The 18,110-nt window shown below is 62.5% G+C and carries 16 protein-coding genes; 10 read left to right on the forward strand and 6 right to left on the reverse strand.

Translation table 11 applies throughout. The features are described 5' to 3' along the window. Positions 1 to 37: 37 nt before the first annotated feature. Both fabG and B0E55_RS14095 read left to right on the forward strand, forming a co-directional pair. A complete protein-coding gene (gene fabG, locus B0E55_RS14090) occupies positions 38 to 778 on the forward strand; it encodes a 3-oxoacyl-ACP reductase FabG (RefSeq protein WP_003940214.1) in 741 nt (246 codons plus the stop codon). Positions 779 to 850: 72 nt separating this feature from the next. Beyond that, on the forward strand, positions 851 to 2,047 hold the full coding sequence (locus B0E55_RS14095) for a CaiB/BaiF CoA transferase family protein (protein ID WP_029256326.1): 1,197 nt from the start codon (positions 851 to 853) through the stop codon (positions 2,045 to 2,047). A gap of 5 nt (positions 2,048 to 2,052) precedes the next feature. On the opposite strand, the gene B0E55_RS14100 is transcribed toward B0E55_RS14095, so the two are convergent. Next, complete coding sequence (locus B0E55_RS14100; protein WP_080909917.1) at positions 2,053 to 3,273, reverse strand: acetyl-CoA C-acetyltransferase; 1,221 nt, start codon at positions 3,271 to 3,273, stop codon at positions 2,053 to 2,055. A gap of 310 nt (positions 3,274 to 3,583) precedes the next feature. On the opposite strand from B0E55_RS14100, the gene B0E55_RS14105 reads away from it, so the two are divergent. Continuing rightward, complete coding sequence (locus B0E55_RS14105; protein WP_019745412.1) at positions 3,584 to 4,774, forward strand: acyl-CoA dehydrogenase family protein; 1,191 nt, start codon at positions 3,584 to 3,586, stop codon at positions 4,772 to 4,774. A 50-nt stretch (positions 4,775 to 4,824) separates the two neighbouring features. On the opposite strand, the gene B0E55_RS14110 is transcribed toward B0E55_RS14105, so the two are convergent. Further along, positions 4,825 to 6,495, reverse strand: a complete 1,671-nt coding sequence (locus B0E55_RS14110) for a chitobiase/beta-hexosaminidase C-terminal domain-containing protein (protein WP_080909918.1) — start codon at positions 6,493 to 6,495, stop codon at positions 4,825 to 4,827. A gap of 181 nt (positions 6,496 to 6,676) precedes the next feature. On the opposite strand from B0E55_RS14110, the gene B0E55_RS14115 reads away from it, so the two are divergent. Further along, positions 6,677 to 7,567 (forward strand): LysR family transcriptional regulator, encoded by an 891-nt coding sequence (locus tag B0E55_RS14115; protein WP_020970870.1) that lies wholly within the window; start codon positions 6,677 to 6,679, stop codon positions 7,565 to 7,567. Here the strand turns inward: B0E55_RS14115 and B0E55_RS14120 are convergent. Beyond that, on the reverse strand, positions 7,501 to 8,445 hold the full coding sequence (locus B0E55_RS14120) for a LysR family transcriptional regulator (RefSeq protein WP_080909919.1): 945 nt from the start codon (positions 8,443 to 8,445) through the stop codon (positions 7,501 to 7,503). The two genes, B0E55_RS14115 and B0E55_RS14120, sit on opposite strands and share 67 nt — an antisense overlap. 187 nt (positions 8,446 to 8,632) lie before the next feature. Between B0E55_RS14120 and B0E55_RS14125 the strand changes: the two genes are divergently transcribed. From B0E55_RS14125 to B0E55_RS14150, 6 genes are read left to right on the forward strand one after another with little or no spacing between them, the layout of a single operon-like run. Further along, positions 8,633 to 10,192, forward strand: a complete 1,560-nt coding sequence (locus B0E55_RS14125; protein ID WP_080909920.1) for a long-chain-fatty-acid--CoA ligase — start codon at positions 8,633 to 8,635, stop codon at positions 10,190 to 10,192. Continuing rightward, positions 10,189 to 11,235 carry an MBL fold metallo-hydrolase gene (locus tag B0E55_RS14130; protein ID WP_003940131.1) on the forward strand — a complete coding sequence of 349 codons (1,047 nt, stop codon included), beginning with the start codon at positions 10,189 to 10,191 and terminating at the stop codon, positions 11,233 to 11,235. The genes B0E55_RS14125 and B0E55_RS14130 overlap by 4 nt, the downstream gene beginning before the upstream one ends. A 37-nt stretch (positions 11,236 to 11,272) precedes the next feature. Continuing rightward, positions 11,273 to 12,034: a crotonase/enoyl-CoA hydratase family protein gene (locus B0E55_RS14135; protein WP_020970867.1), complete on the forward strand. Its 762-nt coding sequence runs from the start codon at positions 11,273 to 11,275 to the stop codon at positions 12,032 to 12,034. Beyond that, the gene (locus tag B0E55_RS14140; RefSeq protein ID WP_020909220.1) at positions 12,031 to 12,843 is read left to right on the forward strand and encodes an enoyl-CoA hydratase/isomerase family protein; all 813 of its coding nucleotides are present in this window, start codon (positions 12,031 to 12,033) and stop codon (positions 12,841 to 12,843) included. The genes B0E55_RS14135 and B0E55_RS14140 overlap by 4 nt, the downstream gene beginning before the upstream one ends. Positions 12,844 to 12,873: 30 nt before the next feature. Further along, entirely contained in the window at positions 12,874 to 13,776 is a 903-nt protein-coding gene (locus B0E55_RS14145) for a LysR family transcriptional regulator (RefSeq protein ID WP_019745405.1), read from the forward strand. A gap of 3 nt (positions 13,777 to 13,779) precedes the next feature. Continuing rightward, positions 13,780 to 14,691 (forward strand): LysR family transcriptional regulator, encoded by a 912-nt coding sequence (locus tag B0E55_RS14150; protein WP_021331933.1) that lies wholly within the window; start codon positions 13,780 to 13,782, stop codon positions 14,689 to 14,691. Here B0E55_RS14150 and B0E55_RS14155 read toward each other — a convergent pair. The 3 genes from B0E55_RS14155 to B0E55_RS14165 are packed head-to-tail and all read right to left on the reverse strand — an operon-like array spanning position 14,688 to position 18,108. After that, positions 14,688 to 15,593, reverse strand: a complete 906-nt coding sequence (locus tag B0E55_RS14155) for an NAD(P)H-dependent flavin oxidoreductase (protein WP_250884952.1) — start codon at positions 15,591 to 15,593, stop codon at positions 14,688 to 14,690. The genes B0E55_RS14150 and B0E55_RS14155 overlap by 4 nt on opposite strands. Before the next feature lie 53 nt (positions 15,594 to 15,646). Further along, positions 15,647 to 17,302: a class I adenylate-forming enzyme family protein gene (locus tag B0E55_RS14160; RefSeq protein ID WP_050654636.1), complete on the reverse strand. Its 1,656-nt coding sequence runs from the start codon at positions 17,300 to 17,302 to the stop codon at positions 15,647 to 15,649. 41 nt (positions 17,303 to 17,343) lie between these two features. After that, positions 17,344 to 18,108 carry an SDR family NAD(P)-dependent oxidoreductase gene (locus tag B0E55_RS14165; protein WP_080909922.1) on the reverse strand — a complete coding sequence of 255 codons (765 nt, stop codon included), beginning with the start codon at positions 18,106 to 18,108 and terminating at the stop codon, positions 17,344 to 17,346. Between the last annotated feature and the right edge of the window lie 2 nt (positions 18,109 to 18,110).

Raw genomic sequence — 18,110 nt, forward strand, 5'->3', positions numbered from 1 at the left:
TTACCTGACGAGCTTTAACCTCACGAACGGAGTGGACATGGGATTGTTGGACGGCAAGGTTGCGGTAGTGACCGGCGGAGCGCAGGGCATCGGGCTCGAAATTGCGCGCACCTTCATCAAGGAAGGCGCGACCGTCGTTCTCGGCGACATCAACGAAACCGTCGGAACGGCTGCGGTCGCCGAACTCGGTGGAGAGTCGGTCGCCCGTTTCGCTTCCTGCGACGTGCGTGATTCCGGACAGGTCGAGGCTATGCTCGATCTGGCCGAAAGTGCTTTCGGTCCAGTCGATGTCATGGTCAACAACGCCGGCATGACGCGCGACGCCACGATGCGGAAGATGACCGAGCAGGACTTCGACGACGTGATCGCCGTTCACCTCAAGGGCGCCTGGAACGGAACACGCGCTGCCGCCGCCCGCATGCGCGAGCGTGAGACGGGCGCAATCGTGAACATCTCGTCGATCTCCGGCAAGGTGGGCATGCTCGGGCAGACCAACTACTCGGCCGCCAAGGCCGGCATCGTCGGTCTGACGAAGGCCGCGGCAAAGGAGGTCGCGTTCAAGAATGTTCGCGTCAACGCCGTTCAGCCCGGACTTGTCCGCACGGCGATGACCGAGGCGATGCCCGAACGGATCTGGAACGAGAAGCTTGCCGAGATCCCGATGGGGCGCGCGGCCGAGCCCTCGGAAGTTGCTTCGGTTGTACTGTTCCTCGCGAGCGACCTCTCGAGCTACATGACCGGCACGGTTCTCGAGATCACCGGCGGCCGCCACATCTGATCCGTCCTGTTCGAGCGCAAGAATTCAGAGTGTAAAACTTCTGGGTGTAAAACTTCTGGGGTGACTACTGACATGGGACAGCCGAACTCGGATCTTCCGCTCGACGGAATCACCGTGGTTGCACTCGAACAGGCGGTGGCGGCACCGCTCGCCACCAGGCATCTCGCGGACATGGGTGCGCGGGTGATCAAGATAGAACGGGTCGGCGAGGGCGATTTCGCGCGTCACTACGACCGGGCGGTTCACGGTCAGGCGTCACACTTCGTGTGGCTCAACCGTTCCAAGGAATCGATCGCTGTCGACGTGAAGTCGGAATCCGGCCGGCAGATCGTTCTCGATCTTGTCGCGCGAGCCGATGTGTTCCTACAGAATCTGGCACCCGACGCAGCTGCGCGACTGGGGTTCGGCGCGGAGGAACTGCGCGAGAAATTCCCACAGCTCATCGTGATCGACATGTCCGGATACGGGAGTGCGGGCCCACGGCGTGAGCGCAAGGCGTACGACATGTTGGTCCAAGCCGAGACCGGAATGATCTCCGTGACAGGCACACCGGAGACGGCCACCAAGACGGGTATCCCGGTCTCGGACATCGCCGCTGGAATGTACGCGCTGACTTCGATTCTGAGCGCCCTGTTCCGTAGAGAGCGAACGGGTAAGGGAGCGCTCGTCGAGGTCTCGATGTTCGATTCCACCGTCGAGTGGCTCGGGCATCCGATGTACATGAAAATGTATGCAGGAAAGCAGATTCCGCGGGTCGGGCTCGGCCATGCGGCGATCGTTCCCTACGATTCGTATCCCACGGCTGACGGCGAGATCCTGATCGGCGTCCAGAACGATCGTGGATGGCGTGCACTGATGGTGGACGTGTTCGAGCGAGAGGATCTGGTCGACCATCCGCGCTTTTCCACCAACATCGTGCGCGTCGAAAATCGCGGCGAGGTAGACGAATTGGTGGGTTCCCTGACTCGTCTGTATTCGACGGCAGATCTGGATCAACGCCTTGCCGCCGCCGGTGTCCCGGCCGCTGCACTCAACGACATGGCAGGTCTACTGGAACATCCGCAGTTGGAGAAGCGTGCCAGGTGGAGGTCCGTGGGCACCGAAAACGGACCGATCGATGCCGTGCTGCCTCCGATGACGTACTCGGACGTCGAAATGCGCATGGGTGACGTTCCGGCCCTCGGCCAGCAGACGGATTCTCTACTGGCCGAGTTGGGGCGTACGGGCGACCAGATCGCGGACCTTCGCCGCGACGGATCGATCGGTTGACGCTTCTAGCGTCGCAGGTTCTCGAACACCGCTGCAATCCCTTGTCCGCCACCGATACACATGGTCTCGATCCCGTACCGTCCCTGGCGCCGGTCGAGTTCGCGCAGCAGATTGGCGAGGATCCGCCCACCGGTGGCACCGACAGGATGTCCGAGCGAGATCCCGGAACCGTTGACGTTGAAGCGCTCCTCGATGTCCTGCGCGCTCAATCCCCAGGCCTTGGCGCACGCGAGAACCTGTGCGGCGAATGCCTCGTTGACTTCGATGAGGTCGATGTCGTCGAGCGACAGATCGACACGGGAGAGAGCTTTCGCCACGGCAGGCACCGGTCCGATGCCCATCCGGTTCGGCTCCACACCCGCCACACCCCAGCTGATCAGTTTCGCGAACGGTCGCAGGCCAAGGCGTTCGGCGTTGGCCGCAGTGGTGACGATGGCCGCGGCTCCGGCGTCGTTCTGGCCGCAGGCGTTTCCGGCGGTGACTGTGGCTTCGGGGTCGACTCGACCTCGAATGGGGCGCAGTGCAGCAAGATCGGACAGCTGAATCCCTCGGCGCGGATGCTCGTCGCGAGTGACGACTGTCTGCTCACCATGGCGCCCGCGTACCGAAACGGGAATGGTCTCGTCGTCGAAATACCCGCTGTCCTGGGCATGAACGGCCCGTTCGTGCGATCGCACCGCGTATCGGTCCTGCTCGTCGCGGGTGATCGAGTACTCCCGGCGCAAGTTCTCGGCGGTCTCGATCATGCCGCCTTCGACCGGGAAGTTGACTCCGCCGGAGTTCGTGCGCGGTTTGGCCAATCGGTCGTGGAACTCGACCGAAGGGCGCTTTGTGCCCCAACGCATATCGGTGGAGTAGAACTCGGTTCCGCTCATGCTCTCGGCGCCGCCGGCGATGACCAGATCACTCATCCCGGTCTGTACCTGCATCGCGGCGTAGATGATCGCCTGCAATCCCGAACCGCAACGGCGATCGAGTTGTATTCCGGGAACGGACACGTCCAGACCGGCGTCGAGTGCCGCGATTCGCCCGATGGCCGCGGCCTCTCCGTTGGCGTAACCCTGACCGAAGATGACGTCGTCGACATCGGTGGACGCAATGCCGGTTCGTTCGACGAGGCCACGCACAACAGTGCTGGCGAGAGTGGTGACGGGAACGTCCTTGAAGACTCCGCCGAATCCGCCCACCGGGGTGCGAACGGGTTCACAGATGACTGCGTCGTGCATGGAATGCGCCTGTCTCGAGGAGAGGTGGGGAATGCGTCGCGTGAACGGGCCGATCGAAGGGCCCCATAGCGACCTGGCCACTCGAATATCCAGCACGCGTGGCGCGGTTGTCAACAGCAGGAACGACCTGTTCGGACATAGTTTCCGCCATACGGTTCGTATGCGAAATCGACTTTGACACATATACCGTTCGGGGATTGAATGGATGCAGCGTCTCTGCCGCACACATGTCGCGGTGGGGTGAAAGTTCCTGGAGTCGAATCAGTTTCGTCGACAGGAGAGCACGAAGTACCGACAGACAGGTGGAACAGTGACTCGTTTGGCGCAGACGGCGGGATTGACCGAGACCCAGAGCGACATCGTCGGGGCGGTACGCGAGTTCGTCGATCGTGTGGTCATCCCCGCGGCGCAGGAGCTCGAACACTCCGATACGTACCCGACCGACATCGTCAAGCAGATGAAGGACATGGGTCTGTTCGGACTGACCATCGACCCCGAGTACGGGGGTATCGGCGAATCATTGCTCACCTACGCGCTGTGCGTCGAAGAGCTGGCCCGTGGATGGATGAGCGTGTCCGGCGTCATCAACACGCATTTCATCGTGGCTCACATGATCTCCGCGCACGGGACGCCGGAACAGAAGGCGAAGTACCTGCCACGTCTGGCGTCCGGGGAACTCACCGGCGCATTTTCCATGTCGGAACCGGCCCTGGGTTCCGATGTTGCTGCCATATCGACCAAGGCGAAGCGTACGGAGTCCGGCGATTACGTGATCACCGGCCAGAAGATGTGGCTGACCAACGGTGGTTCGTCGACGTTGGTGGCAGTCCTCGTCAAGACGGACGAGGGCGCGGAGAAGCCGCACAACAATCTGACGACGATATTGATCGAGAAGCCCGCAGGTTTCGGCGAGGTACTCCCGGGCCTGACCATTCCGGGCAAGCTCGAGAAGATGGGCTACAAGGGAATCGACACCACGGAGATGATTTTCGACGGCTTCGAGATCGGAGCCGAAGAGGTTCTCGGTGGCACTCCCGGCTTGGGATTTCGGCACATGATGGACGGCGTCGAGGTCGGCCGGGTCAACGTCGCCGCGCGTGCGTGCGGAATCGCCCAGCGCGCTTTCGAACTGGCTGTCACCTACGCCAAGCAGCGCGAGACGTTCGGCAAGCCGATCGCCGAGCATCAGGCCATCGCGTTCCGGATCGCCGAAATGGGCACCAAAGTCGAAGCGGCACATCTGATGATGGTCAACGCTGCCAGGCTCAAGGACTCGGGTGAGCGCAACGACGTCGCCGCGGGTATGGCGAAGTATCTGGCGAGTGAATTCTGCTCGGAGGTCACGCAGGACAGCTTCCGTATCCATGGTGGATACGGCTACTCCAAGGAATACGAGATCGAGCGGTTGATGCGTGAGGCGCCGTTCCTTCTGATCGGTGAAGGCACCAGCGACATCCAGAAGCAGATCATCAGCAAGGGCCTGCTTCGCACGTACAACTGAGCCGAGAAGCGGCACCGCGAACATGCGCGGTGCCGCTTTGTCGTGTCGGGTCAGCGGGTGAAGGCCAGGGTTGTCACCGGTGACCGGTTGCCGTATGCGTCAACGGCTTCGACGCGGGCTTCGTATGTGGTGCCCGCTGCGGCATCGGGAATCGGAATGTCGAGGCTGTTCGGCCGCGGCATGAAGTAGAAGTCCGAGAGCACCTTCGACGAGACCACCTTCGCTCCGGTGGCTGTGTCCGTGACCTCGACGGCGTAGTGGTGCACCATCTGATCGTCCTTGGCCTGCGCGATCCTCAGTGCGGTCGCACCGTTTTCGCCGGTCGTCACCGAGAGCGGAGTGCTCGAGGTGAACTCCGGCGCGTGCGTGTTCCGTGCACCCGAGGTGTAGCGAAAGTTGTCCTTGATCTGCTGGTTGGTCGACCCGTCGAGTTCGACCGTCCAACCCGAGCCGCTCAGCGTGCCCGCGCTCGAGTACGGCGGCTGCCAGTTGGCTGACCACGTGCCTCCGGTGTAGATGTCGTGCTTGTCTGCCGCCATGTTGATGCGGTTGATTTCCGTGCGGTCCTGGTAGACCTCCACGAAGAGCGCTTGGGCAGTGGGTGATTCGAAACGGTTCGCGAGACCGGACTCGGTCACCATCTGGTAGCCGTGATCGATTTCGATGTACGACATCGAGCCGTCGTTGACCGCCGTGAAGTCGCGTTGATGGATCGACCGGTCGTCGTTGTTGTTCAGGTGCGAGTGCCCGGAGAAGAAGATTGCCTGAGGGAAGGCGCTCAAGTCTTCGGTCAGTCGAGGGTTCGACGCCTGCTGGCCGTCCATGGCTGTGTTGCTTGCCGGCCGGTGTCCCTGGACCAGGATCGGCTTGGTCAGGTTCCCGGACTTCGCGGTGATTTCGGTCAGGCGGGACTTCAGCCAATTACGTTGCGCTGAATCATTGTTGTATGTCTCGGTGTTGACCGTGAAGAGATGGACACCGCTGACATCGGATTCGTAGTATCCGCCACCGGAATCCGGGAACCACTCCGCCGGATATCCGGCTCTGATTGCCGCGAGACTTGCATCGTGATTGCCGTTGGAGATCAGGAGTTGTGTGTCGTTCATGCCCTTCCTGGCGAGGTTTGCCTGGAAGATTTCTGCGACGATCTTGTGGTCAGGCCCCTTGCCGTCTCCGTTGTCGTTGATCATGTCGCCGTTGGAGAGGATCGCGTCGGGTTTCGGGAAGATGGAACCGATTGTGTCGAAAAAGCTTTCGTACTTCTTGTCGTTGTTCGCGTGGTCGCCGACGTGGACGTCGGACATCACGACGACCTGAGCCAGCGGCTTCTCCGAGGTCTTGATCAGGTAGCCGAACGAGACGGCCGCGCTCGCGTGATCGCCGCGGAAAGCGGCGACAGTGACGTTGGTGTCCTGTGCGATCTGCAGCGGACGTCCCGGTGTGGCAGCTTGGCTGTCGGTGGTGGGTGTCGTTCCGTCCAAGGTGTAGCGGACGGTGGCGCCGCGCTCGGCGGTGAAGGTCAGATCGACAGGGTGCTCGTACCGTCCGCCGGGGACGCTGACGCCGGGCGCTGCGGGCGGCGTGTTGTTCTCGCCCGAAGAGCTACCCCATTCGAAGGACGAACTGCCCCAGCTGGGTTCGGCTTGGGATTCGACGGGGGCGATGCCGGGAACGGCGAGAGCCGCGGTCACGGCTGCTATCGCGATGGTCGTACGTCTCACGAGGATTCCTTGTCTTCGACGCGGTGGTTCAGACCCATCCGTAATTGGTCTGGACCAATTACGCTAGGTGGCGCCGGGTAGAAAAAGGTGTGTCCTGTATGTCCGACTAGTGAAGCGTGTATGAACACCGTCTGCGCTTGCCGGCGGTACTGTCGGCTGCGCTTATGGCAAAGTCGATGGCGTGGACCTACGTCAGATCGAGTACTTCCTTGCCGTTGCCGGTGGGGAGTCCTTGTCGACGGCTGCGCAGAATCTGTCGGTCACCAAGCCGTCGTTGTCGCAGGGTATTCGTGGTCTCGAGCGTGAACTCGGAGTCGAACTGTTTCACCGTGTCGGTCGCGGTTTGGTTCTGACGGCGGCAGGTCGGGCGTTGGTAGGGCCGGCGAGGCAGATGATGCGCAGCAGTGCGGCCGCATTCAATGTCGCGACCGGGACGGCCGACGAGCCTCGTGGGCGGCTCGACATCTGCTCCGCGGCACATGGTCTCGAAGGTCCGATCGCACGCATCGTGGCGGACTTTCGTGAGCGGTGGCCTGCTGTGACCGTTCGGGTCGGTGAACTGCCGCAGGGCGCAACGTCTGAGCAGGTGTTGGCAGACGGCGCATGCGAGGTGGTCTTCAGCTATTGGCCACCCGACATGTCGGCGCTGTCCACGAAAGTGATCGGGGTGAACGAATACTGGCTGGCAGTGCCGTCGGGGGTTCATCCTGACGTCTGGCCGAATGGTGTGAAACCCGCTGCGGGAGAGCCGGTGTCATTGACTGCATTGCCCGATCTCCCCGTGGTGGGTGTGCTCAAACACTCGCGGGCTCGGCTTGCCATCGAGTCGTCTCTGCAGGCCGCCGGGGCCCGGACTCGGATGTCGACGGAGTTGGCGCAGCGGGAGACCGTCGGCGCGTTCGTCTTTGCGGGTTTGGGTATGGCATTCATGGAGCGTTCGTTGGCCGAGAGATCGGTCGCGTCCGGCGCGGAGATATTTCCGGTGGAGCCCGCAATCTCACTGAATTACGGCATCGAGTTCGATCCGGAGACGCTCTCGCCGTTGGGCAGGCTGTTCGTGGACGGCTTGTGACGTGTGGAGACGTTCTCGATGTACGCAGACCCGGCCGGCGAGAGCGGGCCGTCGCGGTAGACCAAGATCGTCTGCCGCGTGATCGGCGGGAAAAGCGAGCGAACCTCAGATGCTGGGGAGTCTTGTTCGGCGATCGATCTGGGCAGCAGCGCGGCGCCTACACCTTGCCCGACCATTTCCCGGACGGCAAGGCGATCAGGTACTTCCACGACGACGTTGGTGAGCTCCAGATCGTCGTCGATCGAATGCCCGCGCCGAAATGTCGATGCCTCGACCACCATCGGCAGGCGCGCAACCACGGCGCGCGGAACCGGATCGGGTAGGTCTGTGGCCAGGCGAACGGGGATCGACAAGACCGTTTCCTGGGTACTCACGGCAATTTCTCGAAGCCCGTCGGAGACATCGGTACTCGGGTGGGTCTCGAGAAACCCGAGTTCACACGTACCTGCTCTGACCATCGCGCGCACGTCCTGTGCGTTCGGGACGGCGTTCGTGGAGAACCGAATTCCGGGCGCCGTCAGATGGAGGCGTCCGGCGACCTCTGCAACAGGGTCGATGGCAAGATCGGACTGAACAGCTATGGCGAGTTCGCCGGCGCGCAAAGCGGTTACTGCGGCCACCGCGGCTTCGGCCCGAGCAACGTCGGCGAGCAGCGCACGTGCAGAATCGGTAATTGCCAGTCCGACTGTGGTGGGAGCCAGACCGCGAGTGGTGCGCTCGAAGAGTGTGGCTCCGAGTGCTCGTTCGAGGTTGCGTACGGCCTGCGAGAGTGACGGTTGCGAGATACGCAGGACGTCCGCGGCGGCGGTGACGCTGCCGTGATCGACGACGGCGACGAGATACTGCGCGCTGCGTATGTCCATCCCGGGTGCCTGCATCTGGCAAATTCTCCCAGATGACCGGACCTTGGCGGCGGTGACTTGCTGCGACCTGCAGACATAGGTCTCAGCTATGGCTCTGTGCGCCTTCTCGTCTTTGTGGCGCAGGCCATAGCGATGGTCGACTGTTCCAGTACCACCGACCGCGGTTCGTGCTCGGTGGGTACCTGGAACACAGGAGCGTGATGTGAGCGAGCTTCACCTACCCAACCGGATACGCCACTCGGCGTCGACACGGCCGTCCGAACCGGCGATCACGTGCGGCGACCGAACTTTGACATGGGCTGAGCTGGATGGCGAGACCAGTACCTTGGCGAGCGCGCTGGCAGAAGTGACCGCTGCCGGTGCTCGCGTCGGTGCGCTACTGCGGATGGGGCTCGAAGGTGCGGAAACCTTCGTCGCGTGTGCGAAGGCAGGCGCTGTGTTCATCCCGTTGAACTGGCGGCTCAACCCACTCGAACTCGTCGACATCGCCGAGGACGCGGAGCTCGACGTCTTGATCGTCGATGACGAGTTCGCCGCGGGGGCGGCGGCGATGTCCGCAGCGTTGCCGGAGGTCGAGGTCATAACCGTGGGAGCTGCAGGGGGCCTGCCGGATTCGCGAACCTGGGCGGAGTTCGTGGCCTCCGGGAACGGCGTCGACCCCGGAGAGGGGCACGATCCGGACGCAGCAGTTCTGCAGCTGTACACGTCCGGGACAACCGGCCGGCCCAAGGGCGTCGTGGCCACGCACCGGAATCTGTACAACGAGCCCGAGGGGTTCGATGTCTACGAATTCGGTTCGAATGCAGTCGCACTCGACGCACTTCCCCTCTTTCACATCGCCGGCGCCGGCTGGATGAGTACGTGCTTGTCGGCCGGCGTGCCTTTGGTGCTGCTCGGAGACATGGCGCCGGCTCGGGTCGCTGATGCCATCGCGACTCACCATGTCACCCACGCATTTCTGGTGCCTGCCGTCATTCAGACGCTGGTAGATCTGCCCACTCTCGACAGTTTCGATCTGACCAGCCTGGAGGTGGTCGCCTATGGGGCGTCGCCGATCACTCCGGCACTCCTCGCTCATGCGATGACTGTCTTGAACTGCAAATTCGTCCAGCGATACGGGATGACCGAGACAACTGGTTCGGTATCCGTCCTTCGTGCCTTCGACCATCATGTGAGCGGTCCGCGTTCGGAGTTGCTCCGCTCTGCGGGAAAACCGATGATCGGCGTCGAGATCTCCATTCGAGACGTCACAACTGGTGAGGTATTGCCGCCCAACAAATCCGGTGAGATCGTTGCGCGCAGCAGAAACAACACTCGCGGGTACTGGCGACGTGACCGAGAGACCGCGGAATTGTTCACTCAGGACGGCTTTCTCCGAACAGGCGACGCCGGCCATCTGGACGACGAGGGGTATCTGTTCGTCACCGATCGCCTCAAGGACATGATCATCACCGGCGGTGAGAACGTCTATCCGATCGAGGTGGAATCCATTCTGGCCGAACACCCCTCGGTTGCCGAGGTCGCGGTGGTCGGGGTTCCGGACAAGCGCTGGGGTGAATCCGTCACCGCGGTGGTCAAACTGGTCGACGGTGCCGACGTGCCGAGCGTCGACGAGTTGATCGCGTTCAGCACAGCGAAGTTGGCGTCGTACAAGAAACCTCGCCAGATCCATTTCGTGGACTCCTTGCCTCGCAACGCGAGCGGGAAACTGCTCAAGTCGAGCCTGCGGACCATGCTGAACGCGAGCGGAGAAGCATCATGATCGTGACCGAAGACGTCGGTGTCGCACAACGTGAGGCGTGGGCGAACAAAGTCCTTCCACCGGTGGAACAGGTGCGGGACGGACTGTGGTCGATCCCTGTTCCCATGCCGGACAACCCTTTGCGTTACGTGCTCGTCTACGCACTCGCGCTCGACGACGGACTTGCCCTCATCGACGTCGGTTGGGATCACGAACAGTCGTGGCAGGCTCTCGTCGACGGCATAGCATCGATCGGATACCACGTTTCCGAAGTGCGCTATGCGGCAATCACGCACCTGCATCCCGATCACTTCGGTCTGGCGCCGCGTCTTCGGCAGGTCAGCGGCGCAACGCTTGCGATGCACGTGGCCGACGCGACGCTCCTCGGATACCACGGTCCCGAGCAGACCCGCGACGACATCAGTGGCTGGAACCTGCAATTGTCCGAACTCGGCGCACCGGCCGAAGTGCTCGACGCGTCTCGGGTCGACCTGGTGCGGTTCGCTGAGCACGAAACCATCGACATTGTTCTGGGAGATGGTGATTCACTCGATCTTCCCGGGTGGAATCTCCGGGCTCAGTGGACACCGGGGCACACTCCCGGACATCTCTGCTTCGTGGAAGAGGACAGAGGCTTGTTGTTCAGCGGCGATCACATGCTGCCGAGGATCAGCCCGAACATCTCCACGATTCCCGGTGAACTCGAGAACCCGCTTCATCGTTATCTTCTCTCGCTCGAGGCGACGACAACACTGGGCGAGTGCGAAGTGCTTCCGGCACATGAATATCGATTCCGTGGGATCGCCGATCGTGCACGTCAATTGATGGGGCACCACGAGGAGCGATTGGCGGAGATCGTGGCTGCGGTTCAGGATGAGCCCGAATCCACGGCCTGGGAACTCTCACGCACGATCTCCTGGTCTCGCCCGTTCGAACAGATGTCGCCGCGACTACTTCGCTTGGCAGTCCGCGAAACCCATGCTCATCTCGTTGTTTTGGCCAAGCGGGAGATCGTGACACCGTCCGGCGGCACACCCGTGCGCTGGAGTATTCGCGCGCAGTGACCTTTCAAGAATCTCATCACGGAAGTAGGAACCGAACATGAGCGTCGTGCTCACCGACTTCGCCGACGGCGTTGCCGTCATCACCCTCAATCGTCCCGAGGCCAAGAATGCGGTCAACCTGGAACTCGCAAAGGCACTCGCAGCCGCGATCGACGAGTTCGAGGAACGGTCCGATCTCACCATCGGCATTCTGACTGGAGCTGGTGGAACCTTCTGCGCTGGTATGGATCTCAAGGGATTTGCGCGCGGGGAACGGCCATCACTACCGGGTCGTGGTTTTGCCGGTCTGACCGAGGCTCCGCCGTCGAAGCCGCTGATCGCAGCCGTCGAGGGGTGGGCACTCGCCGGCGGGTGCGAACTGGCGTTGGCGGCCGATCTGATCGTGGCATCCACCGACGCGAAATTCGGCTTGCCCGAAGTGAAGCGGGGGCTTGCCGCGGCCGCCGGTGGCCTTCTGCGTCTGCCCAAGATCCTCCCGTACCAGTTGGCCATGGAAATCGCCATCACCGGGGATCCGCTCAGTGCCACCGTGGCGCATCATCACGGCTTGGTCAATCGGCTCGCCGAACCTGGACAGGCGCTGACCGTCGCACGCGAGCTTGCGGCCCGAGTAGCGGCAAACGGTCCACTGGCTGTTCGCGCGACCAAGCAGGTACTGGCAATGTCCGCAAAGTACACCGATCCGGATGCCTTTGTCGCGCAACGCGAATTCATCGATCCGGTCTTCACCTCACGTGACGCCAAGGAAGGTGCAACGGCATTTGCCGAGAAGCGCTCTCCCGTGTGGAGTGGTTCATGAGTGCCGAGACGATCGAGCGTGCGGCCGTAAGCATCGAACGTGACGGTGCTGTCGCGACGATTGTTCTCTGTCGGCCGCACCGCCGCAACGCTCTCGATCTCGACGCCTGGATCGCTCTACGTGAAGCAGTCCTCGAACTTCAAGAGGATTCGCAGATTCGCTCTGTGATCCTGACCGGCGCGGACGGGACCTTCTGTGCGGGCTCCGATCTGGACAAACGCGGCTCGTCGCACCCGCTCGATCGCATGCGTGTCATCAACGCAACGGCGATCGCACTGGGTGAGTTTCCCAAGCCTCTGGTGGCGAAGGTCGACGGGTTTGCCGTCGGAGCCGGATGGAACATGGCGTTGCTCTGCGACTTCGTCGTGGCAGCCAAGGGCGCGAAGTTCAGCCAGATCTTTGCCAAACGGGGGTTGTCTGTCGACTTCGGGGGTTCGTGGATCCTGCCGAGACTGGTCGGCCTCCAGCAAGCGAAGCGACTGGTGATGCTCGCCGAGACGATCGACGCACAGGAAGCCTACGAGCTCGGGTTGGTGACCTATCTGGTCGAGCCGGGTGAAATGGACGAACACACGTCGAAGCTTGCCCAGCGGCTCGCTGACGGTCCGCCAGCCGCACTGAGTCAGTCTGCCGCCATGCTCGAACATCACACCTCACTCTCGTTGCGGGAAGCCTTGGACAACGAGGCGAGGGCGCAAGCGGTCAATTTTGCGACGGATGCTACCGACGCGGTTCGTGCCTTCGTGGAAAAGCGGGAGCCGGTCTTCACCGGAGAGTGGGCCGTACCAGGGCTAACTCGAGTGGAGTGAGCGTCAGATCGCTGGTCGTATGATGGATGAGTGGATCTGCATTTCGTTACCTACTTCGTCGCTGTCGTCGACCACGGTGGGATAACGAAGGCCGCTCAGGCTCTCTACATTTCGCAGCCCTCGCTGTCTCAGGCAATTCGCACGCTCGAGCGTCGACTCGGCGCCACGCTGTTCGATCGGACCGGTAGGCGGTTGGTTCTTACCGACGCGGGCCGCACGTTCGATCTCGCGGCCAGGCGAATCCTTGCCGACGTCGAGCGCGCGAAGGCTAAAGTGACCGCCGTTCGCGAACTCGAGTTCGGCCGGGTGGACGTCGTCTCGTACTCGGCGTTCTCCATCGATCCGATGGTCGAGTTGGTCCGGCGATTCCGGGCCAACTTTCCGAAGATCGTGGTGCGCGTCCTCGACACGTACGGCCCGGCCGGGGTCGACAATGCGTTGCGGCGAGGGTCGGCCGAGGTGGGCGTCACCGATCTGAGTATCGGGTACGAAGGTTTGGTCACGGCTCCGATCGCCGCCCAGGAGTTGGTACTCGCCACCCATGCGTCGTTGTCCGGCAGGCTTGCAACGCCGTTGGCGGATCCGGTTCCGCGAACGCTCTTGCACAGTTTGCCGCTGGTGGTCGATCTCGGTGATCAATCGAATCAGTTCCGGGGTCTACTCAGCGAAGGCGCCGAGAACGTAGTAGTGGACTGTGTCCACCCTGTGACCACGTGGGAACTCGTGCGTCGAGGGATCGGCGCCACCGTCGTGCCGAGAAGGGTTGCACAGCAGCAGATGACAGACGTCTGCGCCTTCTCCTTCGATCCGCCGCTGACACGCGACGTCGGCATCGTCTATCGCTCGGGCGAGCAGTCCCCGGCCGCCGCCGCATTCATCGCGACGGCTGCGGAAATGGCCACCTCCGCCGTTCCGTCCAAGGAAGAGGAGTGAACTGTGGAGTTCCGGCAGATGGAGTACTTCCTCGCGGTCGTCGAAAACAAGGGGATCAACGGCGCCGCAGCTGCATTGGGAGTTGCTCAGCCGACCGTGTCACAAGCGTTGCGCGGGCTCGAACGTGAACTGGGAGTGCGGCTTTTCCATCGCATCGGGCGCGGGATGGTCCTCAGTGCGGCCGGTCGCAGCCTGGTCGGCCCGAGTCGACAGGTTTTGCGAGACGTCGCTGCGGCGGCTGAACAGTTGACGGCATCCGATGGCGCCATCGTCGGTCGCCTCGACATCATGGCTTTCCCTGCACTGACCTCGGGGACGATCGTCGATCTGATTGCGGAGTTCTGTCGACGGTATCCGCAAGCACGAGTCAGATTTTCGGAACTCGAGCGTGAGGACAATCTGGAAAGTCTCATCCGGGACGGCCACTGTGAATTCGCGGTGGCTCATCTGCCTCTCGAAGCGGGCGAAGGGCTCGAGATCGTCGAATTGGGGGAGCAGGAGTACCGCCTGGTCTACCCGGCGGGAACCGAACTACCCGAGGGGCCGGTACGCCTTTCGGAAATGCCGGACATTCCCATGGTATTCGTTCCTCGCGGGGCAGCGATGGGCGACGCGATCGAAGATTCGATCCGAAAGGCCGGTACCAGAACGGAACTCGCGGTGGTGACCGAGCAACGGGAGTCACGGCTCCCGATGGTCATCGCCGGCCTCGGCGGTTCGTTGGTCGAGCGCTCGGTGGCGAAATCGATGCCTGGTCAGGTCGTGGAACGGGCCTGCGAGCCGAGATTCCTGCGTGCGTACGGTCTCGCCTTCGACCCCTCGACGTTGTCGCCGGTGGGACAGGTATTCGTGAACCTGATCCACGAGTACCTGTCCGACGAATCCCTCTCTGACGAACACCGGTCACAGCACTAGAGTCGGCAGATGCGTTCTCGAGCGGCAGCGTACTCGGCGGCGAGACGCTCTACTACTGCATGCGTCGGAAGTACGGCGTCGATCGCTCCGATGCCCTGTCCGGCGCCCCAGATGTCACGCCACGCCTTGGTATCGGTGTCGGTGGTCGCGAAACTCATTGCGGAAGGATCGGATTCGGCTAGGTTGTCGGGGTCCAAGCCGGCGGCAACGATGCTGCCCCGCAGGTAGTTTCCGTGTACTCCGGTGAACAGGTTGGAATAGACGATGTCGGAGGCCCCTGAACCCACGATCATCTCCTTGTACGCAGGATCCGCGTTAGCCTCTTCGGTTGCGATGAAAGCTGATCCGACGTATGCCAAATCGGCTCCGGCCGCGAGCGCAGCGAGAATCGAATCACCATGAGCGATGGCACCTGACAACAGCAGTGGACCGGCGAACCACTCACGAATCTCCCGAATCAGGGCAAACGGCGACTGCCTACCGGCATGACCACCGGCCCCGGCAGCTACCGCGATCAGTCCGTCGGCGCCCTTCTCGATCGCCTTGCGTGCAAAGCGATTGTCGATGACGTCGTGAAGAACGATTCCACCGTATGCGTGGACGGCGTCGTTGATGTCGGTGCGAGCGCCGAGGGACGTGATGACGATCGGAACCTCGAACTCGGCGATGGTCGCCAGGTCCTCTTCCAGGCGGTTGTTGGACCGGTGGACGATGAGGTTGACGGCAAATGGCGCCGACGGATTTTCCGGGTGCTCACGATCATGGTCCTCACGAGCGACCGTGATCAGTTTGAGCCAATCCCGAAGTGCCGACTGCGGACGAGCATTCAGTGCCGGGAAGGACCCGATGATCCCAGCGGTGCACTGCGCGATGACGAGGTCAGGAGTCGAGATGATGAACATCGGTGAAGCGAGAACCGGGACACGCAGTTGCGACGTCAGGTCTGCGAAGGTCGTCACCTGGAACCGCCTTTCTGATCGACGGATTCGAGAAGTCTCGAGCGGAGGTCGGTCTTGAGGACCTTACCGGCAGCCGATGTCGGAAGGAGTTCTACCTCGACGACTTCGCGAATCTTCTTGTACGGCAGCACCTGCTCGGCGACAAACGCCTTGATCTGCTCGGCGTCGAACTCGGCGCCCGGAATCATCACCACGAAGGCTACGGGCTCCTGGCCGTTGCTCCCCACTTCGCGGCCGACGACCGCGGCAGTCGAGATCGCCGGGTGCGAAACCAGAATCTCTTCGAGTTCACGCGGATAGACGTTGTACCCCTTGTAGATGAGCATGTCCTTCGCCCGGTCGCAGATGAAGAGGTATCCGTCCGAGTCCAGGTACGCGATGTCACCCGTGTCCAACCAGCCGTCGACGAACTGTTCTGCGGTGGTTTCCGGGTGTCCGAGATAGCCGTCGGTGACCTGAGGCCCACGCACCCACAGTTCGCCGCGTTCGTTCTCGCCCAGAACGGTCTTCCGGTCCAGCTGATCGCGAATCTGGATTTCGGTGTCGAAGATCGGGAGGCCGACGCTGCTCTGCCGGTATTCCGAGCCGTTGATCAGCGGAGCTGCCGTGACCACACAGGTGGCCTCGGTCAGCCCGTACCCCTCGACGACGAGCGCTTTGGGAAATGCCCGGCGGAGTGCGGCGAGCGTGACGCTGTCGATCGGGGCAGCGCCCGAAGAGACGACGCACACGCTGTCGGTGTTGCGCACCGTAGCGTCGGGATGAACCGACAGTGCGTGCCACATAGCGGGAGACCCGGTGAGATAGGTCGCCTCGTGCTTTTCGATCAGCTCGAGCATCCGGCCGGGTTCGAACCGACCGGCAAATACCTGGGTGAGACCGGAGATCAACAGGAACGACGTGTTGAGCAACGAATGTGCGTGGAAGAGAGGTGAGACCACGATGGTCGCCCCTGTTCCCGGCGTCGGACCGAGCACGTCGAGGCCGTCGATGCGTCGAGGCGTGACGAGACCGTCAGGACCTGCCTCCAACTCGTGCCCGGTTCTCCACCCACACATCTGCGTGATGTTGCCGACGACGTTGCGGTGAAGAACACGAACACCTTTGGATACTCCGGTGGTTCCGCCGGTGAACGCGATGTGTGCGATGTCGTCGCTTCGGACGGAGGCAGGGGTGAATTCGGTGGGTAGATCGGCGATGAAGGCGTCGAACGCGACGACCGACTCCGGTGTGTCGAGCGCACCCTCGGTGTCCTGGACCATCACGATCGTACGTACGGAGGTTCCGGAAGAGGCCGCGAGCAGTGTGTGCAGCTGCGAACTCTGAGTGACCGCAGCAACGGCGGACGTCTCCTCGATCTGCTTGCGCAGTCCAAGTTCTGGCTGCAGCGGATTGACCAATGTAACGGTCGCCCCGGCCTGCAGGCAGCCGTAGTAGGCCTGGAGGAACTCGACGCAGTTCCCGAGATGTAGCAACACGACGTCGCCGACGCCGACCCCGGCCTGCCGCAGTGCGCCGGCGAATTGTGCACTGCGCTGACCGAGTTCACGGAACGTGCACGTGCGCTCGCCGTCCACGACGGCGAGGCGATCACCGTAGAGCGCCGCCATGCTGGGTGCCCAGTAAGCCATGGTGGTGTCCGGGTAGTGCATGTTGTGGCGCAGTTGTGGATTGGCGATCACGCTGATGCCCGTCACCGGGGAGCCATTCGGATCGCGCCGTCGAGTCTGATGGTTTCGCCGTTGAGATAGCCGTTCTCGAGCATCGAGACGGCCAGCTGGCCGAACTCGTCCGGGCGACCCAGCCGGGAGGGGTTGGGAACCGAGGCTTCGAGGGCCGTGCGCACGTCTTCGCGCAGGCGCGCCAGCAGGGGAGTGTCCATGATGCCGGGAGCAATGGTGTTGACGCGGATTCCGCGGCTGGCGAGATCGCGGGCAGCGGTGACCGTCATACCGACGATGCCGGCTTTGGATGCTGTGTAGTTGATCTGACCGATCTGACCTTCGAATGCTGCGACCGACGCCGTCATGATGATGGCACCTCGCTCACCGTCCACGGCATCGAGTTCTGCCATCCGCTCGGCGCCGAGACGGAGTGCGTTGAACGAACCGACAAGATTCAGTTTGACGACGAACTCGAAATCTTCGACCGATCCGGCTTTTCCGTCCTTGTCGAGAATGCGCATGCGACGCCCGGCACCCGCGCAGTGGACGACGCCGCGAAGGCCGCCGCGCTCGTGCGCCGCGTCGAGTGCTTCGGCGAATTGTTCGCTGTCGGTGACGTCGGCCGGGGCGAATTGCGCGGCAGCTCCGAGATCGGCCGCCACCTGCTTACCGCCGGACGAAGGCAGATCGATCAACGTGACCTGCGCTCCGGCGTCGAGCAGCCGTCGAGCGGTTGCCAGGCCGAGACCTGAAGCGCCGCCGGTGATCGCGGTGGAAAGTCCCTCGAGTTTCATGG

Origin of the sequence: Rhodococcus sp. 66b (assembly GCF_002076325.1) — a bacterium.
Lineage (GTDB): Bacteria > Actinomycetota > Actinomycetes > Mycobacteriales > Mycobacteriaceae > Rhodococcus_F > Rhodococcus_F erythropolis.

Excerpts from the sequence above, each read along its gene's own strand:
- fabG (WP_003940214.1), top strand. The coding sequence starts at position 38 with ATGGGATTGTTGGACGGCAAGGTTGCGGTAGTGACCGGCGGAGCGCAG.
- B0E55_RS14095 (WP_029256326.1), top strand. The coding sequence starts at position 851 with ATGGGACAGCCGAACTCGGATCTTCCGCTCGACGGAATCACCGTGGTT.
- B0E55_RS14100 (WP_080909917.1), bottom strand. The coding sequence starts at position 3,273 with ATGCACGACGCAGTCATCTGTGAACCCGTTCGCACCCCGGTGGGCGGA.
- B0E55_RS14120 (WP_080909919.1), bottom strand. The coding sequence starts at position 8,445 with ATGCAGGCACCCGGGATGGACATACGCAGCGCGCAGTATCTCGTCGCC.
- B0E55_RS14130 (WP_003940131.1), top strand. The coding sequence starts at position 10,189 with ATGATCGTGACCGAAGACGTCGGTGTCGCACAACGTGAGGCGTGGGCG.
- B0E55_RS14135 (WP_020970867.1), top strand. The coding sequence starts at position 11,273 with ATGAGCGTCGTGCTCACCGACTTCGCCGACGGCGTTGCCGTCATCACC.
- B0E55_RS14140 (WP_020909220.1), top strand. The coding sequence starts at position 12,031 with ATGAGTGCCGAGACGATCGAGCGTGCGGCCGTAAGCATCGAACGTGAC.
- B0E55_RS14155 (WP_250884952.1), bottom strand. The coding sequence starts at position 15,593 with ATGTTCATCATCTCGACTCCTGACCTCGTCATCGCGCAGTGCACCGCT.
- B0E55_RS14160 (WP_050654636.1), bottom strand. The coding sequence starts at position 17,302 with ATGCACTACCCGGACACCACCATGGCTTACTGGGCACCCAGCATGGCG.
- B0E55_RS14165 (WP_080909922.1), bottom strand. The coding sequence starts at position 18,108 with ATGAAACTCGAGGGACTTTCCACCGCGATCACCGGCGGCGCTTCAGGT.